The sequence below is a fragment of the Streptomyces sp. NPDC090798 genome (genome assembly GCF_044768965.1).
GTDB lineage: Bacteria > Actinomycetota > Actinomycetes > Streptomycetales > Streptomycetaceae > Streptomyces.
In genome coordinates this window covers 130,959-155,263 of record NZ_JBIVXA010000010.1, presented here as the reverse complement: position 1 = coordinate 155,263, position 24,305 = coordinate 130,959, and the positions used below count along the sequence as shown (strand labels likewise).

At 70.7% G+C, this 24,305-nt stretch carries 20 protein-coding genes; 9 read left to right on the top strand and 11 right to left on the bottom strand.

All coding sequences use genetic code 11. The features are described from left to right. Positions 1-138: 138 nt before the first annotated feature. The 4 genes from whiA to uvrC are packed head-to-tail and all read right to left on the bottom strand — an operon-like array spanning position 139 to position 5,373. Positions 139-1,128 carry a DNA-binding protein WhiA gene (gene whiA, locus ACIQTP_RS22830; RefSeq protein ID WP_010987695.1) on the bottom strand — a complete coding sequence of 330 codons (990 nt, stop codon included), beginning with the start codon at positions 1,126-1,128 and terminating at the stop codon, positions 139-141. Continuing rightward, positions 1,119-2,189, bottom strand: a complete 1,071-nt coding sequence (yvcK, locus tag ACIQTP_RS22825; protein WP_352048600.1) for a uridine diphosphate-N-acetylglucosamine-binding protein YvcK — start codon at positions 2,187-2,189, stop codon at positions 1,119-1,121. Before yvcK ends, whiA begins: the two co-directional genes overlap by 10 nt. Then, positions 2,186-3,211, bottom strand: a complete 1,026-nt coding sequence (gene rapZ, locus ACIQTP_RS22820; RefSeq protein ID WP_403402299.1) for an RNase adapter RapZ — start codon at positions 3,209-3,211, stop codon at positions 2,186-2,188. Before rapZ ends, yvcK begins: the two co-directional genes overlap by 4 nt. Then, positions 3,208-5,373 (bottom strand): excinuclease ABC subunit UvrC, encoded by a 2,166-nt coding sequence (uvrC, locus tag ACIQTP_RS22815; RefSeq protein WP_403402296.1) that lies wholly within the window; start codon positions 5,371-5,373, stop codon positions 3,208-3,210. Before uvrC ends, rapZ begins: the two co-directional genes overlap by 4 nt. 291 nt (positions 5,374-5,664) lie before the next feature. Here uvrC and ACIQTP_RS22810 point away from each other — a divergent pair, with 291 nt between their 5' ends. Then, a complete protein-coding gene (locus tag ACIQTP_RS22810) occupies positions 5,665-6,612 on the top strand; it encodes a hypothetical protein (RefSeq protein ID WP_403402293.1) in 948 nt (315 codons plus the stop codon). A 40-nt stretch (positions 6,613-6,652) separates the two neighbouring features. Here the strand turns inward: ACIQTP_RS22810 and ACIQTP_RS22805 are convergent, their stop codons facing one another. Then, entirely contained in the window at positions 6,653-7,057 is a 405-nt protein-coding gene (locus ACIQTP_RS22805) for a Rieske (2Fe-2S) protein (RefSeq protein ID WP_402043278.1), read from the bottom strand. 211 nt (positions 7,058-7,268) lie between these two features. Here ACIQTP_RS22805 and ACIQTP_RS22800 point away from each other — a divergent pair, with 211 nt between their 5' ends. Continuing rightward, a complete protein-coding gene (locus ACIQTP_RS22800) occupies positions 7,269-8,354 on the top strand; it encodes a LacI family DNA-binding transcriptional regulator (protein WP_403402290.1) in 1,086 nt (361 codons plus the stop codon). Further along, positions 8,351-9,262, top strand: a complete 912-nt coding sequence (locus ACIQTP_RS22795) for a carbohydrate kinase (protein ID WP_403402287.1) — start codon at positions 8,351-8,353, stop codon at positions 9,260-9,262. Before ACIQTP_RS22800 ends, ACIQTP_RS22795 begins: the two co-directional genes overlap by 4 nt. A gap of 129 nt (positions 9,263-9,391) precedes the next feature. On the opposite strand, the gene uvrA is transcribed toward ACIQTP_RS22795, so the two are convergent. Beyond that, positions 9,392-12,433, bottom strand: coding sequence for an excinuclease ABC subunit UvrA (uvrA, locus tag ACIQTP_RS22790; RefSeq protein WP_403402284.1), 3,042 nt, complete (start codon positions 12,431-12,433; stop codon positions 9,392-9,394). Positions 12,434-12,656: 223 nt separating this feature from the next. Here uvrA and ACIQTP_RS22785 point away from each other — a divergent pair, with 223 nt between their 5' ends. The 5 genes from ACIQTP_RS22785 to ACIQTP_RS22765 all read left to right on the top strand — a co-directional run bounded on the left by ACIQTP_RS22785 (position 12,657) and on the right by ACIQTP_RS22765 (position 16,914). Beyond that, on the top strand, positions 12,657-13,346 hold the full coding sequence (locus ACIQTP_RS22785; protein ID WP_403402281.1) for a maleylpyruvate isomerase family mycothiol-dependent enzyme: 690 nt from the start codon (positions 12,657-12,659) through the stop codon (positions 13,344-13,346). A 9-nt stretch (positions 13,347-13,355) separates the two neighbouring features. Continuing rightward, positions 13,356-14,012: an MBL fold metallo-hydrolase gene (locus ACIQTP_RS22780; RefSeq protein WP_402043292.1), complete on the top strand. Its 657-nt coding sequence runs from the start codon at positions 13,356-13,358 to the stop codon at positions 14,010-14,012. Between the two features lie 369 nt (positions 14,013-14,381). Continuing rightward, entirely contained in the window at positions 14,382-15,266 is an 885-nt protein-coding gene (locus ACIQTP_RS22775) for an ABC transporter substrate-binding protein (protein ID WP_402043295.1), read from the top strand. Beyond that, positions 15,263-16,165, top strand: a complete 903-nt coding sequence (locus tag ACIQTP_RS22770) for an amino acid ABC transporter permease (protein ID WP_403402276.1) — start codon at positions 15,263-15,265, stop codon at positions 16,163-16,165. The genes ACIQTP_RS22775 and ACIQTP_RS22770 overlap by 4 nt, the downstream gene beginning before the upstream one ends. Then, entirely contained in the window at positions 16,162-16,914 is a 753-nt protein-coding gene (locus tag ACIQTP_RS22765; RefSeq protein ID WP_403402273.1) for an amino acid ABC transporter ATP-binding protein, read from the top strand. The genes ACIQTP_RS22770 and ACIQTP_RS22765 overlap by 4 nt, the downstream gene beginning before the upstream one ends. A 76-nt stretch (positions 16,915-16,990) precedes the next feature. On the opposite strand, the gene aroQ is transcribed toward ACIQTP_RS22765, so the two are convergent. Beyond that, positions 16,991-17,464 carry a type II 3-dehydroquinate dehydratase gene (gene aroQ, locus ACIQTP_RS22760; RefSeq protein ID WP_402043304.1) on the bottom strand — a complete coding sequence of 158 codons (474 nt, stop codon included), beginning with the start codon at positions 17,462-17,464 and terminating at the stop codon, positions 16,991-16,993. A 263-nt stretch (positions 17,465-17,727) separates the two neighbouring features. Between aroQ and ACIQTP_RS22755 the strand changes: the two genes are divergently transcribed. After that, positions 17,728-19,029 (top strand): MFS transporter, encoded by a 1,302-nt coding sequence (locus ACIQTP_RS22755; RefSeq protein WP_403402270.1) that lies wholly within the window; start codon positions 17,728-17,730, stop codon positions 19,027-19,029. A 73-nt stretch (positions 19,030-19,102) separates the two neighbouring features. Here the strand turns inward: ACIQTP_RS22755 and ACIQTP_RS22750 are convergent, their stop codons facing one another. From ACIQTP_RS22750 to ACIQTP_RS22735, 4 genes are all read right to left on the bottom strand, one after another. Then, positions 19,103-20,203: a calcium:proton antiporter gene (locus ACIQTP_RS22750; RefSeq protein ID WP_403402267.1), complete on the bottom strand. Its 1,101-nt coding sequence runs from the start codon at positions 20,201-20,203 to the stop codon at positions 19,103-19,105. A gap of 126 nt (positions 20,204-20,329) precedes the next feature. Continuing rightward, entirely contained in the window at positions 20,330-21,346 is a 1,017-nt protein-coding gene (locus tag ACIQTP_RS22745; protein WP_403402265.1) for a TerC family protein, read from the bottom strand. Positions 21,347-21,628: 282 nt separating this feature from the next. Further along, the gene (locus ACIQTP_RS22740; protein WP_403402262.1) at positions 21,629-23,647 is read right to left on the bottom strand and encodes a TerD family protein; all 2,019 of its coding nucleotides are present in this window, start codon (positions 23,645-23,647) and stop codon (positions 21,629-21,631) included. Between the two features lie 45 nt (positions 23,648-23,692). After that, complete coding sequence (locus ACIQTP_RS22735; RefSeq protein WP_101405777.1) at positions 23,693-24,271, bottom strand: TerD family protein; 579 nt, start codon at positions 24,269-24,271, stop codon at positions 23,693-23,695. Positions 24,272-24,305: the final 34 nt, after the last annotated feature.

The window sequence follows — 24,305 nt, the reverse complement described above, 5'->3', positions numbered from 1 at the left end:
CAGCAGCGAACAGATGCCAGGCTCATGACACTTCATGGTCAAGTCAAGGGTGCCTCACAGGAACGCAAACGCCGGTGCCGATGTCCCAAGTGGGCATCGGCACCGGCGTGTTGGGCTTCTGGTGGTCGACCGGACGGGTCAGCCCGCGAGGTTGTCCGCCATCTCCTCGGTGAGGTTCGACTCCGTCCCGGGGATGCCGAGATCCTGCGCCCGCTTGTCGGCCATCGCGAGCAGCCGCCGGATACGGCCGGCGACGGCGTCCTTGGTCAGCGGCGGGTCGGCGAGCGCGCCCAGCTCCTCCAGGGAGGCCTGCTTGTGCTCCATGCGCAGCCGTCCGGCGGCCGCGAGGTGCTCGGGCACCTCGTCCGCGAGGATCTCCAGGGCGCGCTGCACGCGGGCCCCGGCGGCGACGGCGGCACGGGCCGAGCGGCGCAGGTTGGCGTCGTCGAAGTTGGCGAGCCGGTTGGCCGTGGCGCGGACCTCGCGGCGCATCCGCCGCTCCTCCCAGGCCAGCACCGACTCGTGCGCTCCGAGGCGGGTGAGCAGCGCGCCGATCGCGTCTCCGTCACGGACGACCACCCGGTCCACGCCGCGCACCTCGCGGGCCTTCGCGGCGATCGAGAGCCGACGGGCGGCGCCCACGAGCGCGAGCGCGGCCTCCGGCCCCGGGCAGGTCACCTCCAGGGAGGAGGAGCGGCCCGGTTCGGTGAGCGAGCCGTGCGCCAGGAAGGCCCCGCGCCAGGCCGCCTCGGCGTCGCAGGTGGCCCCCGAGACCACCTGCGGCGGGAGGCCCCGGATCGGGCGCCCACGGCCGTCCACGAGCCCCGTCTGGCGGGCCAGCTGGTCGCCGCCCGCGACGACGCGTACGACATACCGGGAGCCTCGGCGCAGACCGCCGGGCGCCATCACGATCAGTTCGGAGCTGTGGCCGAAGATCTCCAGAATGTCCCGCTTCAGCCGGCGCGCCGCCATCGCGGTGTCCAGCTCCGCCTCGATCACAATCCGGCCGCTCACCAGGTGGAGGCCGCCGGCGAACCGCAGAATGGCGGAGACCTCCGCCTTTCTGCAGCAGGTCCGGGTGACGGGGAGCCGGGAAATTTCATCCTTCACCGCTGCCGTCATCGCCATGGGCCGATCCTTCCATGCATCCGAAAAATACGGTCGTACGCGGCGGCCAACAGCTCCGGGTCGTGCCGCGGAGATCCGTCGGTCCGGGCCACCGGCGCCAGCTCGACCGCGGCGCCGAACCGCTGGGCGGCGTCGGTGAGTGAGTCGCGATCGGGCACGGCGGCCTCGTCGGCCAGCACCACGTCCAGGGCGAGTTTAGGGGCGTGTCGTCCCAAAACCTCCAAATGACGCTGCGGGGAGAAGCCCTCGGTTTCTCCGGGCTGCGGGGCGAGGTTCAGGGAGAGTACCCGGCGCGCCTTCGTCTCGGTGAGCGCATCGAGGAGCTCGGGCACGAGAAGGTGGGGAATCACCGAGGAGAACCAGGAGCCGGGGCCGAGGACCACCCAGTCGGCGTCGAGGACCGCCGCCACGGCCTCGGGGACGGCGGGCGGGTCGGCGGGGACGACGTGCACGGACTGCACCTCGCCGGGGGTGAGGGCCACGGTCGCCTGTCCCCGTACCGTGTCCACGTCCTCGGGCCGCTCCGGGTCGTGCCCCTTGACCAGGGCCTGGAGCTCCAGGGGTACGGCGGACATGGGCAGCACCCGGCCGTGCGCGCCGAGGAGCCTGCCGACCAGGTCCAGGGCCTGGACATGGTCGCCGAGCTGTTCCCACAGGGCGACGATCAGCAGATTGCCGACCGCGTGCTCGTGCAGATCGCCCTGGGACTGGAAGCGGTGCTGGATGACGCGGGCCCAGGTCTGGCCCCAGTCGTCGTCGCCGCACAGCGCGGCCAGGGCCTTGCGCAGGTCGCCGGGCGGCAGCACGCCCAGCTCGTCGCGCAGGCGCCCGCTGGAACCGCCGTCGTCGGCCACGGTGACGACGGCGGTGAGGTCGCCGGTGATCCGGCGCAGCGCGGCGAGCGAGGCGGACAGCCCCATGCCGCCGCCGAGGGCGACGACCTTGGGCTGGGCACCCCGGCGGCGCGGCTTCCCGCCGCGCGCCTCGGCGGGCCTGTCGCCGCGTCCCTCGGAGGCGACCCGGCGCAGCCTGCTCAGCCGCAGTGCGGCACGTCCGGTCACTCGCGCCCCATGTCCCGGTGGACGACCACGGTCTCCACGCCCTGCGAGACGAGGCGGGCGGCGAGCTTCTCGGAGGTGGCGACCGAGCGGTGCTTGCCGCCGGTGCAGCCGACCGCGATGGTCACATAGCGCTTGCCCTCGCGGCGGTAGCCGGCGGCGATGAGCTGGAGCAGCTCCGTGTAGCGGTCGAGGAACTCCTTGGCGCCGGGCTGGTTGAAGACGTACGCCGACACCTCCTCGTTCAGGCCGGTGAAGGGGCGCAGCTCCGGGACCCAGTGCGGGTTGGGCAGGAAGCGCATGTCCACGACCAGGTCGGCGTCGACCGGAAGGCCGTACTTGAAGCCGAAGGACATGACGGTGGCCCGCAGCTCGGGCTCCTCCTCGCCGGCGAACTGGGCGTCCATCTTGGCGCGCAGCTCGTGCACGTTCAGGCTGGAGGTGTCGATGACCAGGTCGGCGTCGCCGCGCAGCTCGCGCAGCAGCTCGCGCTCGGCGTCGATGCCGTCGACGATGCGGCCGTCGCCCTGGAGGGGGTGCGGACGGCGCACGGACTCGAAGCGGCGCACCAGGGCCTCGTCGGAGGACTCCAGGAAGACGATCCGCCGGGTGACGTTCTTCGCCTCCAGGTCGGCGAGGGACTCGCGGAGGTTGTCGAAGAAGCGGCGGCCGCGTACGTCGACGACGACCGCGATCCTCGCCACGTTGCCCTGGGAGCGGGCGCCGAGCTCCACCATGGTGGGGATCAGCGCGGGCGGCAGGTTGTCGACGACGAACCAGCCGAGGTCCTCCAGACACTTGGCGGCCGTCGACCGGCCCGCCCCGGACATCCCTGAGATGATCACCAGCTCGGGGATGGCGGCTTCGGGCACCGCGGGCGTCTCCATCGTCGTACCCCCCTGGGTCTCGTCGGCGGCCTGTGGTGCGGCCGTCTTCCCGGTCTGCGGTCCGGCCGGTTGTTCGGCCGGTTGTTCGGCCGGTTGTTCGGTCTGTGCTGGGATCTCTTGTCGTCCGTTGTCGCTCATGTCTCCTGCCCCCGTCGCTCGTGTGAGGCGCCCGCGGACACGGGCTCCTCCGGGGAGCCCGCGGTCGTACCGGACGCCCCGACTTCCTCGTCTTCCATGATCTCTCCAGTCGCCGTGTTCACGGCGGGTGCGGCCGGAGCCGCCTGGGCGAGGGCCACGGCGACCGCCTCGGCCGTCTTGCGGCCTATGCCGGGGACCTCGCAGATCTGGTCGATGGTCGCGGATCGCAGCTTTTTCACCGAGCCGAAGTGCTTGATCAGCGCCTGCTTGCGGGTCTCGCCGAGGCCCGGCACCTCGTCCAGCGGGCTCGCCCTGAAACGCTTGGCCCGCTTGGTGCGCTGGTAGGTGATGGCGAAGCGGTGGGCCTCGTCACGGACCCGCTGGAGCAGGTACAGGCCCTCGCTGGTACGGGGCAGGACCACCGGGTCGTCCTCGTGCGGCAGCCAGACCTCCTCCAGGCGCTTGGCGAGGCCGCAGACGGCGATGTCGTCGATGCCCAGTTCGTCGAGGGCCCTCTTGGCCGCCGCGACCTGCGGCTGGCCGCCGTCGACGACGACGAGCTGGGGAGGGTAGGCGAAGCGCTTGGGGCGGCCGTCCTCCTCGGTGAAGGCGTTCACCGCGAAGGCGTTCCCCGTGGTGTCACTCTCCGGAGTGGCGTTCCCCAGGGCCGCGTTCCCCGGGGTCGCGTTCCCCACGGTGGCGCTTTCGGCGGAGGCCCCGTCGGTGGAGGCGCTCTCGCCGTCCGTCCACTCGCCCGTCCGCTCCTTCTCGGCGAGATAGCGCCTGAAGCGGCGGGTGATCACCTCGTGCATGGAGCGGACGTCGTCCTGGCCCTCGAAGCCCTTGATCTGGAAGCGCCGGTACTCGCTCTTGCGCTGCAGCCCGTCCTCGAAGACGACCATGGAGGCGACCACGTCGTCCCCCTGAAGGTGCGAGATGTCGTAGCACTCGATCCGGAGCGGGGCACTGTCCAGGTCGAGGGCTCCGGCGATCTCCTCCAGGGCGCGCGAGCGGGTGGTCAGGTCGGAGGCGCGCTTGGTCTTGTGCAGGCCGAGCGCCTGGAGCGCGTTGCGCTGCACGGTCTCCATCAGCGCCTTCTTGTCGCCGCGCTGCGGGATGCGGAGGGAGACGTTCGACCCGCGGCGCTCGGTCAGCCACTCCTGGACGGGCTCCACGGGGTCGGGCAGTGCCGGAACGAGCACCTCCTTGGGGACGGAGTCGCCCTTCTCCTCCCCGTAGAGCTGCTGCAGCGCGTGTTCGACCAGGTCGCCGGTGGTGACGGCCTCGACCTTGTCGGTGACCCAGCCGCGCTGGCCGCGCACCCGGCCGCCGCGCACGTGGAAGATCTGCACGGCGGCTTCCAGCTCGTCCTCGGCGACGGCCATCAGGTCGGCGTCGGTCGCGTCGGCGAGCACGACCGCGTTCTTCTCCATGGCCTTCTTCAGGGCCTCGATGTCGTCGCGCAGACGGGCCGCCCGCTCGTACTCCATCTCCTCGGCCGCGTCCGTCATCTGCTTCTCGAGGCGGCGGATGTACGTCCCCGTACGGCCGGCCATGAAGTCGCAGAACTCCTCGGCCAGCTCACGGTGTTCCTCGGCGGAGACCCGCCCGACACAGGGGGCGGAGCACTTGCCGATGTAGCCGAGGAGGCAGGGGCGGCCGGTGCGGGCGGCGTTCTTGAAGACGCCCGCCGAGCAGGTGCGGACCGGGAAGACGCGCAGCAGCAGGTCGACGGTGTCGCGGATCGCCCACGCGTGCCCGTACGGACCGAAATAGCGCACGCCCTTGCGCTTGTGGCCGCGCATCACCTGCACCCGCGGGAACTCCTCGTTCATCGTCACCGCGAGGTAGGGGTAGCTCTTGTCGTCGCGATACTTGACGTTGAACCGGGGGTCGAACTCCTTGATCCAGGAGTACTCCAGCTGTAGCGCCTCGACCTCAGTGGACACCACCGTCCACTCCACGGACGCGGCCGTGGTGACCATGGTGCGGGTGCGGGGGTGGAGTCCCGCCAGGTCCTGGAAGTAGCTGGCCAGGCGCTGGCGCAGGCTTTTCGCCTTTCCGACGTAGATCACCCGGCGGTGCTCGTCGCGGAATTTGTACACCCCGGGAGAGTCCGGGATCTGTCCCGGCTTGGGGCGGTAGCTGGAGGGGTCGGCCATGTCACACACCCTACTGGCGAGGGCTGACACCGCGACGACCTCCCGGCCCGCCTGTGGACTCGGCCGCCGGGACCGTGATCGCAGATCGGCCAGAGGGCGGTACGGCAGGGTGAGTAGGTTGCGTATCAGGTGTTGTCGGGGCTTGGTCAACACGCTTCAATGCGTGGAACCTCGGGGTCGTGGACGGCGACAGGCGCGTGTGAACAAGCCCCGCGCGCCTGCCGGGCGCCCCGAAGACCTACATCCAACGGCCTGACCAGCCGTTGTGAACATTCACAGAAAGGCCCCTGCATGCGGTACGGCACACAGCACGCGGACGTCGCCATTGCGGAACTGGAGACGGCCCTGGCGGGCGGCCCCTTCCATGTCGCGCTGCGCGCCGCGATCGCCGCACGCGGCCTGCCCCTGCAGCGCGTGCAGCACCATCTGTCGCGCTACGGGGTCAAAGTGGGGGTCACGAGCCTGAGTTACTGGCAGCAGGGCGCCCGGCGCCCGCAGCGCCCCGAGTCGCTGCGCGCCGTACGCGCCCTGGAGGAGATCCTCCAGCTCCCGGACGAGTCGCTGATCCGGCTGCTGGCCAAGGCCGACGAGCGCTGCGACCCGCAGCGCCCCACCGGCCGCTCGTACCGCTCCCTGGTGGAGGCCTCCGGCGTCCTGGAGCGGCTTTTGGCCGAGCTGGAGTCACCGCTCGACGGCGGGCTGCACACGCTCGGCCACCACGAGCTCGTCCGGATAGGCACGCACCGCGAGCTGCTCGCGCGCGAGTCCCACCACATCGTGCGGGCCTACAAGGACGGTGTGGACCGCTATGTGGCCGTCCACCACGGCGACCCGGGCTGCGCCCCGGAGCGCACGGCGGTCCGGGCCCTGGAGAACTGCCGCACGGGACGGGTGCGCTGGCACCACGACACCGGAGTGCTCGTGGCGGAGTTGCTCTTCGACACGCGGCTGCGCGCAGGAGATACGTTCCTCTTCCGCTACGGCTTCGAGGACGGCACGGCCGGTGCGTCCAGCGAGTACGTACGCGGGTTCGGCTTCGCGGGCGGGCAGTACGCCCTCCAGGTGCGGTTCGCCGAGGAGACACTGCCCGTGCGCTGCCACCGGTTCACCCAGCACTCGGCGGCGGCGCCACGCAGCGGCCGCCAGGAGCTCCCCCTCAGCGGGCGCCATCGCTCGGTGCATCTCGTCGAGCCGCGGGTGCGGTCGGGCATCGTGGGCATCGGCTGGGACTGGGAGTGACCCCGGCCGGCCGGGGACGCGGCGTCACCGCGACTCCCGGTCAGGGACCCGCGACGATCCTGCCGCCCTTGGCCTCCACGGACAGCTCCTTCAGCGCCACGGTGGCCGGGGCCTGCAGCACCTTGCCCGTCGCCGCGTCGAATTCGCTGCCGTGGCACGGGCAGATCAGCGTCGTGCCCTGAAGCTTGTTGATGGCGCACCCGGCGTGCGTGCAGATCGTGCTGAACGCCTTCAGGGAGCCGTTCTCGGCGCGGCTGACCACGACGTTCTCCTCCCGGTACAGCTTGGCGCCGCCCTTGGCGATCTCGCTCTCCGCGCCCAGCTCGACCGGCGCGGTCGGCGTCGCCGGCCTCCCGCCACCGCTGGCGCCGGAGCAGGCGCTGAGGGCGATCCCGGCGACCGGGGCGAGCGCCGCTCCTCGCAGGACGGTACGGCGGGCAGGCATGGCGTCTCCACAGGTCGGGGCCGGGTCTGTGTCGACGATACCGGTACGGATCATTCCGCCCCGCGAGGGTCCGGACAGGTGTGAGTGACCGGACGTAGACGTTTGCGCAAGCGTTTACGTCCACCGCCGAATGCGATACGTTCCCGCCGGAGCAGGCCGAGAGTTCGGGGAGGGCCCAGAGGGGTCGCCCAGGGAGAGGCGAGGCAGGGCGATGGCAACGATGGTCGACGTGGCGGCGCACGCGGGAGTGTCCGTGGCGACCGTCTCCCATGTGCTCAACGACACGCGCCCCGTGCTGCCCCACACCCGCCAGGCCGTCCTGGACGCCATCGACGCGCTCGGATACACACCCAACACCCTGGCCCGTTCGCTGGTCACCGCACGCACCCGGTCCATCGGGCTCGCGGTGTCGGCGATCAGCAACCCGTACTTCACGGAGATCCTCCAGGGCGTCGAGGCGGGCGCCCTGGAGCACGGATACGGGCTGCTCCTCGCCGATCCGCACGACGATCCCCAGCACGAGCGGAAGGTCGTCCAGCTGCTGCACGAGCGACGCGTCGACGGTCTGATCGTCGCACCCTCCGCCGATCCGGAAGCGCTCCTGCGCTACCTCGGGCAGCACAACGTGCCGACCGTCTTCCTGGACCGCCTGGTCGCGGCCCCGGCCGGCCGCCCCTTCCGCTTCGACCAGGTCTGCGCCGAGAACGCCGAGCCGATGGCACAGCTGGTCGGGCACCTCGCCGAGCGGGGTCACCGGCGCATCGGGCTCGTCGCGGGCCTGCCCGGGCTCAGCACCACGAACGAGCGGATCTCCGGCTACCGCCACGGCCTCGCGGGCGCCGGACTCCCCTACGACGAACGGCTCGTGGCGCACGGCGACTCCGAGGCAACGTCCGCCGAACGTGCCACCGACGCGCTGCTGTCCCTGGCGGCGCCCCCGACCGCGCTGGTCACCGGAAACAACGCGATGACCATCGGGGCCCTGCGCGCCCTGCGCGAACGCGGTCTGTCCGTGCCGGACGACCTGGCGCTGTGCTGCTTCGACGACTTCGCCTGGGCGGATCTGTTCGCGCCCCGGCTGACCGCGATCTCCCAGCCCAGCAAGGAGATCGGCGCGCAGGCCGTCCGGCTGCTGCTGGACCGGCTCGCCTCGCCGGACCGCCCGGCCCGCACCGTGCGGCTCCCCTGCGCCTTCGTCCACCGCACCTCGTGCGGCTGCGCCGAGCCTCCCAGGACATCGGGGGCCTCCCCCACCGACCTGAGTCAGAAGAGTCCCGCGAAAGGATCCCTGTCGTGATCGTCGTCGCCGGTGAGGCCCTGATCGACCTGGTACCGCAGGGCGCGGGCGCGCTCGTCAGCCTGCGTCCCGCACGCGGCGGCGGCCCCTACAACACGGCGGTGGCGCTGGGCCGCCTCGGCTCCCCCACCGCCTTCTGCTCCCGGGTCTCGTACGACGCCTTCGGTGAGGCGCTCGTCGGCGGCCTGCGCGAGGCGGGCGTCGACGTGTCCTCGGTGCAGCGCGGAACGGAGCCGACGACCCTCGCGGTCGCCTCCATCGACGCGGACGGCTCGGCGGCGTACTCCTTCTACGTCGAGGGCACGGCCGACCGCCTGTTCGCCGCGCCGGACCGCCTCCCGGACGCCACCCGGGCGGTGTCCTTCGGGACCTGCTCGCTGGTGCTGGAGCCGGGCGCGAGCGCCTACGAGGAGCTGATGCGGGCCGCCGCCGCGCGCGGTGTGTTCACCACCCTCGACCCGAACATCCGGGCCGTGCTCATCCCCGACGCGGACGCCTACCGAGCCCGCTTCAAGAGCTGGCTGCCGTCGGTGTCGCTCCTCAAGCTCTCCGAGGAGGACGCGCTGTGGCTGGGCGGCACCCCGCGCGAGTGGCTGGCGTCCGGTCCCGCGGCCGTCGTGATCACCCAGGGCGGCGACGGCCTGACGGTGTTCACCCAGGACGGCTCCGTCCACTCCGTGCCCGGTGAGCCGGTCGAGGTCGTGGACACCATCGGCGCCGGAGACACGGTGAACGCGGCCCTGCTGCACGGACTGGCCGCGCGGGACGCGCTGTCCCCGGCGGCGCTGGCCGAGCTGGGCCCCGACGGCTGGAGCGAGCTGCTGCGGTTCGCGGCCCGCGCGGCGGCGATCACCTGCTCACGAGCGGGCGCGGAGCCACCGTTCGCCGCGGAACTCGACGCCCCCTGAGGCAACTGGATCCTCCGGGACCGATGTGGTCCAAGGACGGCCGGCTGCGCAACAGGCGGTGCCCCACGGGGAGTTCCCGTGGGGCACCGTTTTCTTCGTGACGTCTCGGGCCTGGCCCGTCCGGCCGGATCAGGCCTTGCGTGCCCGCGTGGTCTTCTTCGCGGGGGTCGCCTTCTTCGTGGCCGTCGTCCTGGTGGCCGCGGCGGCCTTCTTCGTGGCCGTGTTGTTCACGGTCTTCGTGGTCGTCTTCCTGGCCGTCGACTTGGCCGCGACCGCCTTCTTGGCCGCCGCCTTGCGGGGAGCCGGTACGGAGGCGGCGTCGCTGATCCGGTCCGCGCCCAGGACCTCGCGCAAGAACTTGCCGGTGTGGCTGGCCGGGACCCCGGCGACCTCCTCGGGAGTGCCCTCGGCGACCACGAGACCACCGCCGTTGCCGCCCTCCGGGCCCATGTCGACGACCCAGTCGGCGGTCTTGATGACGTCGAGGTTGTGCTCGATGACGATGACCGTGTTGCCCTTGTCGACCAGACCGGAGAGCACCGTGATCAGCTTGCTGATGTCCTCGAAGTGCAGACCCGTGGTCGGCTCGTCCAGCACGTACACCGTGCGGCCCGTGGAACGCTTCTGGAGCTCGCTGGCGAGCTTGACGCGCTGGGCCTCGCCGCCGGACAGCGTCGGCGCGGACTGACCGAGCCGGACGTAGCCGAGACCGACGTCGTTGAGCGTGCGCAGGTGGCGGGCGATCGCGGGGACGGCCTCGAAGAAGCCGAGGGCCTCCTCGATCGGCATGTCGAGGACCTCGGAGATGGACTTGCCCTTGTAGTGGACCTCCAGGGTCTCCCGGTTGTAGCGCGCCCCGTGGCAGACCTCGCAGGGGACGTACACGTCCGGCAGGAAGTTCATCTCGATCTTGATGGTGCCGTCGCCCGAGCAGTTCTCGCAGCGGCCGCCCTTGACGTTGAAGGAGAAGCGGCCGGGCATGTAGCCCCGCACCTTCGCCTCGGTGGTCTCGGCGAACAGCTTGCGGACGTGGTCGAAGACTCCGGTGTACGTCGCCGGGTTCGACCGCGGGGTGCGGCCGATGGGCGACTGGTCGACATGCACGACCTTGTCGACGAGGTCGTCGCCGTCCACGCGCGTGTGCCGTCCGGGGACGCTCCGGGCGCCGTTGAGCTCGCGCGCCAGGTGTGTGTACAGGATGTCGTTGACCAGGGTCGACTTGCCGGAACCCGAGACGCCCGTGACCGCCGTGAGCACGCCCAGTGGGAAGGACACGTCGATGTCCTGGAGGTTGTTCTCACGGGCGCCGCGCACGGTGAGTCTGCGACCCGGGTCGGCGGGGCGGCGGATGTCCGGAAGCGGGATCTCCCTCTTGCCCGACAGGTACTGGCCGGTCATCGACTCGGGGTTGGCGAGCAGTTCCTTCAAGGGGCCGCTGTGCACGACCTTGCCGCCGTGCTCGCCCGCGCCGGGGCCGATGTCGACGACCCAGTCGGCGACCTTGATGGTGTCCTCGTCGTGCTCGACGACGATGAGCGTGTTACCCATGTCGCGCAGCCGGACCAGGGTCTCGATCAGCCGGTGGTTGTCGCGCTGGTGCAGGCCGATGGACGGCTCGTCGAGGACGTACAGGACGCCGACGAGGCCGGAGCCGATCTGGGTGGCCAGGCGGATGCGCTGGGCCTCGCCGCCGGAGAGCGTGCCGGCCGCGCGGTTGAGCGACAGGTAGTCGAGGCCGACGTCGACCAGGAAGCGCAGGCGTTCGTTGACCTCCTTCAGGACGCGCTCGGCGATCTTCTTGTCGCGCGCGTCGAGCTTGAGCTTGCCCAGGAAGTCCGCGCAGTCGCTGATCGACATCGCGGAGACCTCCGCGATCGACTTCTCCATGACGGTGACGGCGAGGATGAGCGGCTTGAGGCGGGTGCCCTCACAGGTGGGGCAGGGCACCTCGCGCATATAGCCCTCGAAGCGCTCACGGCTGGCGTCGCTCTCGGACTCGCTGTGCCGCCGCTTGATGAAGGGGACGGCCCCTTCGAAGGGTGTGGTGTAGACGCGCTCGCGCCCGTACCGGTTGCGGTAGCGCACCTCGATCTGCGTCTTGTGGCCGTAGAGCAGGGCCTTCTTGGCGCGCTGCGGGAGACCGGCGAAGGGGATGTCGGTCCGGAATCCCAACGCGTCGGCGAGGGCTCCGACGAGCCGCCCGAAGTAGTCCTTGGTGTGCCCGTGCGACCAGGGGTGGATGGCGCCCTCGTCGAGGGACTTGTCCTCGTCCGGGACGATCAGCTCGGGGTCGACCTCCATGCGCGTACCGATACCGGTGCACTCGGGGCAGGCGCCGAAGGGCGAGTTGAAGGAGAAGGAGCGGGGCTCCAGCTCCTCGAACGACAGGTCGTCGTACGGGCAGTACAGGTGCTCCGAGTACATGCGCTCGCGCTCGGGGTCGTCCTCGGGGAGGTCGACGAAGTCGAGCACGACCATGCCGCCGGAGAGCCCGAGGGCGGTCTCCACGGAGTCGGTGAGGCGGCGCTTGGCGGAGTCCTTCACCGTGAGGCGGTCGACGACCACCTCGATGGTGTGCTTCTCCTGCTTCTTCAGCGTGGGCGGCTCGGTCAGCTGGATCGTCTGGCCGTCGACCCTGGCCCTGCTGTACCCCTTGGTCTGGAGATCGGCGAAGAGGTCGACGAACTCGCCCTTGCGCTCGCGCACCAGCGGCGAGAGGACCTGGAAGCGGCTCCCCTCGGGCAGCTCCAGAACCCTGTCGACGATGGCCTGCGGCGACTGGCGCGTGATGGGGCGGCCGCACTCGGGACAGTGCGGCTTGCCGATGCGCGCGAAGAGCAGGCGCAGGTAGTCGTAGACCTCGGTGATGGTGCCGACCGTCGAGCGCGGGTTGCGCGAGGTCGACTTCTGGTCGATGGAGACCGCCGGGGAGAGGCCTTCGATGAAGTCGACGTCCGGCTTGTCCATCTGGCCGAGGAACTGCCGGGCGTACGAGGACAGTGACTCCACGTAACGCCGCTGTCCCTCGGCGAAGATCGTGTCGAAGGCCAGCGAGGACTTGCCCGACCCCGACAGGCCCGTGAAGACGATGAGCGAGTCGCGCGGGAGGTCGAGCGAGACATTCTTCAGATTGTGCTCGCGCGCTCCACGGACGATGAGACGGTCGGCCACGCCGGTCCGCACCTTTCTTGAGAGAAGTGACAGGGGCCGAGGCCCCCGTCTTTCCCAGACTAGGGGGAGCCACTGACAGCGCCGGTTGCTTTCCCTGGTTCACAACAATCCCGGACCATCCAGCATGCCCGACGCCACACTCGAGGGTATAGCACGTGCATTCGATTTGCGGGCATGGCCGACCACCTTCACCCGAACGTGTGGCGGAGCTAGGGTCGGCCGCATGATGGATCATGTGCGCGACCTGGCATCTGTACGTGACGCGACCGACCGGCTGCTCAACGCAGCCGCCGAACTGGACAACGCTTCCGTGGCCGAGCCGTCACGACTGCCCGGCTGGAGCCGCGGCCATGTGCTCGCCCACCTCGCCCGTAACGCGGACGCGCTCGTGAACGTCCTCGACGGGCGCCCCATGTACGTCTCCGGGGAAGCCCGGGACGCCGACATCGAGCGGGACGCGCCGCGCCCCCTGGACGTACAGCTCGCGGACCTGCGGCAGAGCGCGGCCCGGTTCCTGGACGCGGGGGCGGTGCCCGCGGACTGGTCGCGCACGGTGGAGCTGCGCAACGGGGTCACCGACTCCGCGGCCCGGGTGCCGTTCCGGCGCTGGGGCGAGGTCGAGCTGCATCACGTGGATCTGGGAACCGGGTACGAGCTCGAAGATCTCCCGGGGGAGTTCGTCGAACGGGAGATCGAGTTCCTCGCCGATCGCTTCACGGGGCACCCCGAGGTGCCGTCCACACGGATCACCGACGCCGTGCGCGCGTGGAGCACGGGACGCGACGCCGAGGGCGGCCCCGAGGTCACCGTGACCGGTCCCTCGCCGGCGCTGCTCGGCTGGCTCTGCGGACGGCGCGACGGTTCGGGGCTGAGCGTCGATGGCGGGCCACTCCCCGCGCTCCCCCCGCTATAGGCTGCCGTCATGACGTACAGCGGAGCGGTGAAGGTCGGCGGACCTGCCGATGTGCACGAGCTGCAGAACCTGATGATCTCCAAGGTCGCGGTCGGCCCGATGGACAACAACGCCTATCTGCTGCGCTGCCGGGCCACCGACGAGCAGCTGCTGATCGACGCGGCCAACGACGCCGGCACCCTGCTCACGCTGATCGGTGACGACGGCATCGCGTCCGTCGTCACCACCCATCAGCACGGCGACCACTGGCAGGCGCTCGCGGAGGTCGTGGTGGCCACCGGCGCCCGCACCTACGCGGGCCGGGAGGACGCCGAGGGCATCCCCGTGCCGACCGACGTCCTCGTGGGCGACGGCGACACGATCCGGGTGGGCCGCGTGGAACTCACCGCGCGCCACCTCGTGGGGCACACGCCGGGCTCGATCGCCCTCGTCTACGACGACCCGCACGGGCACCCGCACGTGTTCACCGGGGACTGTCTCTTCCCCGGCGGTGTGGGCAACACCCGCAAGGACCCGAAGGCGTTCGCCAGCCTCATCCACGACGTCGAGACGAAGATCTTCGACGCACTGCCGGACGAGACCTGGGTCTACCCGGGACACGGCAACGACACGACGCTGGGCGCCGAGCGGCCGCACCTTCCGGAGTGGCACGCGCGCGGCTGGTGACTCCGGGTCGTATGACACCCGCCGACCGGTCCGGGCCATCCGACGAACCCCGGCCGGGGGCGTGAAGTCCGCGAACACGCGCCCCGTGTGAATGGAGCGCACGCGCCGATGCCCTGCGCGCGCTCCCGGCGCGAGGGGTGGTGCAGTCCACTGGAAGCAGCCCCGCTCAGGTCGACGGCTCCTGACGCGAAACGGGCCGCCGGCCCATTGATCCCCGCCCTCGGCCGGCGGCCCCGGCGAAGCCGTCGGCGGGCCGATCCACGGCTCTTCTCATCGAGTGTTCACGGGACCGCAACACACGTTCCCACTATGCGGACATTTACCGTTGTGACCTCGACAAACGGTATGCCTCGCTGTCACTCTCCCGCCATGCATCTCGCCCAACGCACCCTGCGCCGCGCCGCGTCCGCCGCCACCGTCGCCCTGCTCGCCGTCGCCGTGGGCTGTGCCCCGCAGCCGGAGGACAAAGCCTCCGCCAAGGCCTCCGGGACAACCGGGGAAGCCTGCGCGAAGGGCGCGTTGGGCACCCGGACGTCCGGCAAGCTGACCATCGCGACCGACGAGCCCGCGTACGAGCCGTGGTTCAAGGACGACAAGCCCGCCAACGGCAAGGGCTTCGAGTCCGCGGTCGCGTACGCGGTGGCCAAGCAGCTCGGCTACGACAAGAACAACGTCGTCTGGCAGACCGTTCCCTTCAACAAGGCCTTCGCGCCCGGCGTGAAGACCTTCGACTTCGACATCAACCAGGTGTCGATCAGCGCCGAGCGCAAGAAGGCGGTGGACTTCTCGTCCGGCTACTACGACGTCCGCCAGGCCGTCATCGCGCTCAAGGGCTCCAAGGCCGCGAAGGCGAAGAGCATCGCGGACCTCAAGGGCGTCAAACTGGGCGCCCAGGTCGGCACCACCAGCCTGAACTACATCGACGACGTGGTGAAGCCGACCCAGCAGCCGGCCGCGTACGCGAAGAACGACCAGGCCAAGTCCGCCCTGAAGAACGGCCAGGTCGACGCCATCGTGGTCGACCTGCCGACCGCGTTCTACATCACGGCGGCCGAGGTGACCGACGCCAAGATCGTCGGACAGTTCGAGAACACCGGCGGCACGCCCGAACAGTTCGGACTCGTCCTCGACAAGGGCAGCGCCCTGACCTCGTGCGTGACGAAGGCCGTGGACGCCCTGCGCCAGGACGGCACGCTCGCCTCGATCGAGAAGCAGTGGCTGTCCGAGGCCGTCGACGCTCCGGTGCTCAAGTGACCGTCGTCAAGGAGGAGTCGGGAGAGGACTTCGGCGAGGGTGACATGCCCGAGGCGTACGTCCCGTCGCGGCGGCGGATCGAACGGGAGCGCCACAAGCGCGCCCGCGCCCGCCGCGCGACGGCGATCGCCGCGCTCTCCACCCTGGTCACCGGCGTCGTGCTGTACCTCGTCGTCGTCAACGCGCCCGGCTGGTCGCGCACCAAGGAGACGTTCTTCAACGGACAGTACGCGCGCGAGGCGTTCCCCAAGGTCCTGGAAGGGCTGTGGCTGAACGTACGGCTGCTCCTGATATGCGGCGTCGCGGTCCTCGTCCTGGGCATGCTGATCGCCATCGCCCGCACCCTGCGCGGCCCGGTGTTCTTCCCCGTACGGGCGCTGGCCGCCGCGTACACGGACTTCTTCCGCGGCCTCCCGCTCATCATCAACCTGATGATCGTGGTCCTGGGCGTCCCCGCGCTGCGGCTGCAGGGCGTCACCGTGGACCCGGTCCTGCTGGGCGGTACGGCGCTGACGCTCACGTACTCGGCGTACGTGGCCGAGGTGTTCCGCGCCGGCATCGAGTCCATCCACCCCTCGCAGCGCGCCGCGGCCCGCTCGCTCGGACTCACCAACCGGCAGGCCCTGCGCTACGTCGTCCTCCCCCAGGCGGTACGCCGCCAGGTGCCGCCGCTCCTCAACGACCTGGTGTCCCTCCAGAAGGACACCGGGCTCGTGTCGATCGGCGGCGCGGTCGACGCGGTGCGGGCCTCCGACATCATCGTGGGCCGCAGCCTCAACTACACGCCGTACATCGTCGCGGGACTGGTCTTCGTCGCGCTGACCATCCCGATGACCCGCCTCACGGACTGGGTCACGGCCCGGATGGACCGTCAGCGGGCCCAGGGAGGGACCATATGACCGGCACACCGGTGCTGCGGATGGAATCCGTCCGCAAGACCTTCGGCGACTTTGTCGTACTGCGGGACGTCGACCTGGAAGTCGCCCCGCACACGGTGACCGCGCTGATCGGCGCCTCCGGCTCCGGCAAGTCGACCCTGCTGCGCTGCGCGAACCTCCTCGAGGAGATCGACGACGGCGCGATCTGGCTGGACGACGAGGAGATCACCGACCCGAGGGCCGACCACGACGCCGTACGCCGTCGGATCGGCGTGGTCTTCCAGGCGTACAACCTCTTCCCGCACATGACCGTGCTCGAGAACATCACGCTCGCCCCGCGCCGCGTGCACGGCGTGGGCCGCGCGGAGGCCGAGGCACACGCGCGTGAGCTGCTCGACCGGCTCGGCCTCGGCGCCAAGGCGGGCGAGTATCCCGACCGGCTGAGCGGCGGGCAGCAGCAACGGGCCGCGATCGTCCGCGCGTTGGCCGTACGTCCCCGGCTGCTGCTCCTCGACGAGATCACCGCCGCCCTCGACCCGGAGCTCGTGGGTGAGGTCCTGTCCGTCGTCCGGGACCTGAAGGACGAGGGCATGACCATGGTGCTGGCCACGCACGAGATGGGCTTCGCCCGCGAGGTCGCCGACCAGGTGTGCTTCCTGGACGGCGGTGTGGTCCTCGAACGCGGCACGGCCGAGGAGCTCTTCGGGAGCCCGCGACAGGAGCGCACCCAGCGGTTCCTGCGCCGGATCGTGGAGGCGGGGCGGCTCTGAGCGGCGGCTTCAGGGGCGGCTCTGAGGGGCGGCCTGAGGGGCGGCTCTGAGCGGCGGCTTGAGGGGCGGCTCTGTGTCAGGCTTCCGCCTGCCCCGTCCCCGCCAGCGCCGCCACCCGCTCCACCGCGAACGCGTACCCCTGCACCCCGCACCCCGCGATGACCCCGTCGGCCCGCTGCGAGACGTACGAGTGGTGCCGGAACGCCTCGCGCCGGTGGATGTTGGAGATGTGGACCTCCACCACCGGAAGGCCGTCACAGGCGTTGAGCGCGTCCAGGATCGCGACGGAGGTGTGCGAGTACGCGGCCGGGTTGATCACGATCCCGGCGTGGTTCAGGCGCGCCTCGTGGATCCAGTCCACCAGCTCGCCCTCGTGGTTGGACTGGCGGAAGTCCACCGTGCCGCCGTGCGCGGCGGCCGCCTTGGCACACAGGGCCTCCACGTCCGCGAGCGTGTCCGAACCGTAGATCTCCGGCTGGCGCTGCCCGAGGAGGTTCAGATTGGGCCCGTTGAGGATCATGATCGGGGCGTTGGCGAGGGTGCGGGGCACGGTTCCTCCGGTCCTTCCAGATCTGCCGGCCCGTCGAGGACCGCTGCTCGGACCCGGTCTATCACGCTACGGCGCGGCGGTGACGGGCCGTCCGATCCGTGACGAGACCCGCCGTTCGGTGATGGCACCCGCCGTTCCGTGAGGAGACCCGCTCCGAGCCGTACGAGGCCGGTCTGCTCCGGCGCATCGCGATCAGCCTCCGACGCGCACCATGCTCCCGCGCGCCCCCGTAACCGTCCGTCACCGTGGGTAGTTGACGCGGCATGCACGACGTACACACCGTAAGGGCGCCCTCCATGCTCCGGCTCGCGGCCGCCTCGCTCGCCGGAACGGCCATCGAGTTCTACGACTTCTTCGTCTACGGGACCGCGGCCGCCCTGGTCCTGGGACCGCTGTTCTTCCCGACCTTCTCACCGCTGGCGGGAACGCTGGCGGCCTTCGCGACCTTCGGCGTCGGGTTCGTCGCCCGCCCGCTCGGCTCGATGCTGTTCGGGCACATCGGGGACCGGCGCGGACGGCGTCCGGTGCTTGTCGCCTCACTGTTGCTGACCGGCGCCGCGACCGTCGCGGTCGGGTGCGTGCCGACGTACGACTCGATCGGTACGGCCGCTCCCGTGCTCCTTCTTCTCCTGCGTTTCCTTCAGGGGCTCGGGCTCGGCGGGGAGTGGGGCGGTGCGGTACTGCTGACCGCGGAGCACGCGCCCGCCGAGCGGCGCGCGCTGTGGTCGAGCTTTCCGCAGATCGGCCCCTCCGTGGGGTTCGTGCTGGCCAACGGCGTGATGCTGACGCTGTCGGCGACGCTGTCCGACGCGCAGTTCGCGGCATGGGGGTGGCGGGTGCCGTTCTGGGCGGCGGGCCTGTTCGCCGCCGCGGGGCTGTGGCTGCGCAGTTCGCTCGCGGAGAGCCCCAGCTTCCTCGAAATGGAGGACCACGCGCGTGTGCCGCTCGCCGAGGTGGTGCGCGACCACTGGCGGCTCGTCCTGCTGACGGCCGGTGGACTCGCGGTCGGTTACGCCGTGTTCTACGCGGTGACGACCTGGGCGCTCGCCTACGGTGTCGAGCGGCTCGGGGTGAGCCGTACCGTCATGCTGTCCTGCATCATGGCGGCCGTGGTGGTGCAGGGTTCCCTGACGCCCGTGATGGCCCTTCTCGGCGACCGCTACGGGCGGCGGCCGCTGTGCCTGGCGGGATGTGCGGCCTCGGCACTGTGGATGTTCCCGTTGATCGCGCTCCTGTCGACCGGCGAACCCCTGTTGATGTTCCTGGGCTTCCTGGTGGCGCTGCTCGCGTTCATCACGACGTTCGCCGTGATCGCCGCGTATCTGCCGGAGCTGTACGAGCCTCGGGTGCGCTGCACGGGGGCGGCGGTGGGCTACAACCTGGGCGGGGTCCTGGGCGGCGCGCTCACGCCCATCGTCGCGACGGCGGTGGCCGACGGCGAGCGGGTGCCCTGGGGTGTGGCGGCGTATCTGACAGGGATCGCCCTGTTCAGCCTCGGGTGTTTCGCACTGCTGCCGGAGACCCGGCCGGTACCCCGGATGGCCGTCGCACCGGCCACGGAGTGAGTGCGTGCACGGCGTCGTGGGTCTGGGGGCACCTCCCGGCCGAAGGCTGGGGGAGGGAATGTGACGACAGGGCCTAGGGAGTGACCGCCAGCTCCAAGTACGCCGCGAACACCACCAGATGCACGCCTCCCTGGAGGGGGGTCGCGCGTCCGGGGACGACCGTCAGGGAACTCACGACCACCGTGAGCGCGAGCAGCACCATATGGGTGGAGCCGAGGCCGAGTACGAGCGGTCCGGAGAGCCAGACGGACGCCAGGGCGACCGCGGGGATCGTCAGGCCGATGCTGGCCATCGCTGAGCCGAGGGCGAGGTTCAGGCTGGTCTGCACCCGGTCGCGGCGGGCCGACCGGACCGCGGCGATGGTCTCCGGCAGCAGCACGAGCAGCGCGATGATCACACCGACCACGGACTGCGGCATACCGGCCGCCTCGACGCCTGACTCGATGGTGGGCGATACGCCCTTGGCGAGGCCGACCACTCCGACGAGGGCCAGGGCGAGCAGGCCCAGGCTGATCCCGGAGGCGCGGGCGGACGGGACGTCCGCGTGCTCGTCCACGTCGATCACCTCGCCCAGACGGGTGATCGGGAGGAAGTAGTCGCGGTGCCGCACGGTCTGGGTCGTCACGAACAGGCCGTACAGGACGAGTGAGGCGAGCGCTGCGAAGGTGAGCTGGGCCGTGGAGAACTCCGGGCCCGGCTTGCTGGTGGTGAAGGTCGGGAAGACCAGGCTGAGCGTCGCCAGCGTCGCGACGGTCGCCAGGGCGGCGCCGGTGCCCTCCGCGTTGAAGACGGCGAGCCCATGACGCAGGGAGGCGACGAGCAGGCACAGTCCCACGATGCCGTTGCACGTGATCATCACGGCCGCGAACACCGTGTCACGGGCGAGCGTCGAGCTCTTCGCGCCGCCGTCCACCATCAGGGTGACGATGAGCGCCACTTCGATGATCGTGACCGCGATGGCCAGGACGAGGGAACCGAAGGGTTCGCCGACCCGGTGCGCGACCACCTCGGCGTGGTGGACCGCGGCCAGCACCGCCCCGGCCAGGACCAGGGTCACCAGTGCGACGATCGCGCCGGGCAGGTCGCGCCCCCAGGTGAAGGCCAGCAGGACCACCGCGACCACGGGCACGACGGCCGTCCACTGCGTCAGGAGTGACCGGAGCCGAACGATCATGCAGCGATCGTCGCAGGCGCGGACGGGCCCCGCATTCCGATGATCGCCCGAGCGAACATCTGGTGGGGTGCGCGGCCCTGCGCCGCGCACCCCACCACGAGGCGGCTGTTGCCGCCTCCGACGTGATCAGACGTCGATGCTGTTCGTCGGGGACTTCTCAGACGTCGGAGTCTCCGAAGCGCCTTCGGACGCTTCCAGCGCCGCCTGCTTCTTGGAGGCGATCAGGCTGGTGATCGTCGTGACGACCAGGACCGCGCAGATCACCCCGAGCGAGACCGGGATGGAGATCTCGGGGACGTGGACGCCGGACTCGTGCAGTGCGTGCAGCACCAGCTTGACGCCGATGAAGCCGAGGATGACGGACAGGCCGTAGCTGAGGTGGACCAGCTTCCTGAGGAGGCCGCCGATGAGGAAGTACAGCTGGCGCAGGCCCATCAGCGCGAACGCGTTGGCCGTGAAGACGATGTACGGGTCCTGGGTCAGGCCGAAGATCGCGGGGATCGAGTCGAGCGCGAAGAGCACGTCCGTGGTGCCGATCGCGAGCATCACGACCAGCATCGGCGTCATGACGCGCTTGCCGTTCTGCTGGATCCACAGCTTCGTGCCGTGATACCGGTCGGCGACACCGAAGCGCTTCTCGGCGGCCTTGAGCAGCTTGTTCTCCTCGAACTCCTCCTCCGGCTCGTCGGCCCGTGCCTCCTGGATCAGCTTCCAGGCCGTGTAGATGAGGAACGCGCCGAATATGTAGAAGACCCAGGCGAAGTTGGAGATGATCGCGGCGCCCGCGGCGATGAAGATCGTGCGCAGGACGAGCGCTATGAGGACGCCGACGAGAAGTACCCGCTGCTGGTACTGCGTCGGCACGGCGAACTTCGCCATGATCAGGACGAAGACGAAGAGATTGTCGACGCTCAGCGACTTCTCGGTGATGAAGCCTGCGAAGAACTCGCCGGCGGGCTGGCCGCCGGAGAACACGAGCAGTCCCAGGCCGAACAGTCCGGCCAGAGCGATCCAGACGATCGTCCAGATTCCGGCTTCCTTGATCGATACGTCGTGCGGCTTGCGGCCGATGAAGAAGTCGACCGCGATGAGGGCCGCGAGGCCCACGATCGTGAGGACCCAAAGGGTCACGGAAACATCCACTGCGCCTCCGGCAGTCGTAACGGCAAATACAGCGTCGTCGCTGCCGGAGGTCTCTTCCACCCGCGACCGAGGGGACGCGTGACGCGTCCGCGGTCCACGGGCCGACGCCCCGGGATCCGGTCGGATCCGTATTGACGGGAACGCCGCTACTGGTAGGGAGTACTCCCCTCCGTACGGAAAACAGTACCCGAAACACCAAGGAAAGGTAAAGCGATTAGTAAAAGAAAGACCAAACTGCCTGGTCGGACAGCTTTACTGATGCTTGACAAAGCCCTCCGCAGGTCAGCGCTTCCATGAGCGGCGGGCCGCCGCCACCTGGGAGAGCACCTGCTGGAGCACCTGGCTGCCCGCCGGGACGAGGGCAGGTTCGTACGTCCAGGCGTGCCCTACCCACGGGTCGGCGAGATGGTCGTCGGGCACCGGGGTGAGTCGCAACAGCGAACGCCAGAGAGGATCGAGCAGCGGCCCGTAGGCGGCGGCGTCCTCCCGGTCCGCGACCATCATCAGATGGACCCCGACGGCCGGTCCCTCGTCCGCGAGATAGCGCAGCTGCGTCACGGCGCGGTCGTCGAAGCCGTGCGGGAAGTCGTTGACGATCAGCAGCTGTTCGGCGGTGTCGAGGTCCGGCGGCAGCGAGTCGGCCACGCCGCCGCGCACCGCCATCTGCACCAGGTCGACACGCTGGGTGAGCCGGGCCAGCACCTCGCCCACCCCCGCGGCACCGGCGGCGGGCGGAGCGTCGAGGACTCCGGAACGCACCAGCGGCGCGAGAGACGAGGCTCCCGAACCGGCCGGGTCGATCACATGCACCGTGAACTCACCCGCGGGATAGACGGCGAGCAGCCGGGCGGCATGCGCCACCGCCGTGTCCATGGCGAGTCGGCGCAGCTCATCGGAGTCGGTGAGCGGGTCGTCGAGGCCGGCCCGTCCGCTGTCGATCCACAGGCCGCGTTCGAGCGGAAGCCGGACCAGCATCGGGATGCCCAGATTCTCGCTCTCGGGCAGCCGGAGGTCGCCGAGGCGCAGGGCCATGGGGATCTCCATGGGTACCCGGTAGCCATGCCAGACCGGGTTGTCCCAGGATGCGTACGCCGCGGGCAGCGCGGGCTCGACCACCTCGGCCTCGGCCGCGAGCTGGGCGAGGTCCCGGTCGAGCGCGGCGCGGGCCTGGTCGACCAGGCCCGCACGCTTGGCCTGGGCCGCCTCACGCGCGGCGTCGCCCTGCCCGCCGATCCGGCTGCGCGGGTCGGACAGGACCTTGTCGAGCTCCTGCTCCAGGCGCGAGTCGGCGAAGTCGACGGCGCTGCGGTACGCGGCCGTGGTGCGCGCCAGGTCCTCGAACATGCCCCACACCTGGTTGTAGAGCCGCTCCTCCATGGACCAGCCGGTCGCGTCACCGGCGACGGGCTGCGCGGGTTGCCCCGGCGCGGCCGGCGGTGCGGTCGGCGGAGGCGGGGGCGGCGCGGCGGCCTGTCTGCCCGGGTGGCTGTAGTTGACCGGGCCGCCCGTGGGGGCGGACGGCTGGGTGACGGCGGAGGGGTCGGGCTGCGCCGGGCCTCCCGGGTAGCCCGTCTGCGGCACCGTGGCTCCTTGCGGACCCGGCGCGTCGTACGGGGACTGGGCCGGTACGGTCCCGGAGGCGCCCTGCGGTCCGGCGTAGGGCTGGTCCGGTCCCGAGGCCGAGGCGGCCGCCTGTGGTGAGCGGTCCGTGTCCGTCGTACGCGGCGGGGGTGCCGACACCGAGCGGGCCAGCCCCCGGGCCACCGCTTCGTTGATGCTGCCGGCGAGCTGCTGGGCCTCGGACAGGCCCTGGTCGGTGAGGAGTTCGGCGAGGCCGCCGGCGTACCCCTGGCCGACCGCGCGTACCTTCCAGATGCCCTGTCTGCGGTAGAGCTCCAGGGCGACGACGGCCGACTCCGTGTCCAGGCCGGTGATGGTGTAGCTGGCGACCTCGGAGCCGTCGAGGCCGGTGACGGCGACGAAGGGGGCGGCGACGGCCCCGAACCGGACAGGGCCACCGACACCGGTCGGCAGTGCGAGCAGCACGCTGACGCGGTGCACGGTCCCCGGCAGGGCGTCCAGGTCGAACGCGAGGCGGTGATCGGCCGCCGCCTGCTTGGAGACCTCGAGCCCGGGCAGGGTCGGCGCGCCCGGGTGAGCCACCCATTCGACGCCCCGGACCCTGCCCTGCTCGTCGCTGAGCGTGGCCCCGGCCACGATCGGCCGGCCGGCCGATACGCGGACCTCAAGACGGGCCTGGGAGAGCGGGTGGTTCTGCCCCCGGACCAGCTCGGCCGTCATCGCCTTGTCCCCCCGTGTCGCTTCGTGTACCGGGCGCCGCGCTGCCTACAGGTGCGGCAGGATCGCGGGCATCAGGTCCTGGAAGGTACGGCCGTTGGCCGGTGTGCCCAGGGCCGTCATCTGCCAGCCGGGGCCCGCGCGGTGCACCTTCGCCATGATCTGCGCCGTGTACTGGCCGCCGCCAGCGAGCGTGTAGCGGGCGAGCTCCTGGCCGTTGCTCTCGTCGACCAGACGGCAGAACGCGTTCTGCACTTCCTGGAACGTCTGGCCCGTGAAGGAGTTCACGGTGAAGATGATCTGGTCGATGTGGACCGGGACGCGCTGGAGGTCGACGAGGATCGCCTCGTCGTCGCCGCCCTGGCCCACGCCGCCGACCAGGTTGTCACCGGTGTGCCGCACGGATCCGTCGTCGCTGACGAGGTGACGGAAGAACACCACGTCGACGGGCTGCTTGTCCGCGAACAGCACGGCGGACGCGTCGAGGTCGATCTCCCGGGTGCGCGAGCCGAACAGGCCGCGTCGGGGAGCCGCCTGCCAGCCGAGCCCCATGCGCACCGCGGTCAGGGTGCCCCCGTCGTTCTTCTGCAGACTGATGGCCTGACCCTTGGTCATGTTGACCGTCACGCGCTGTTCCCCTCTCGAGCTGTCCCCTGTTGCC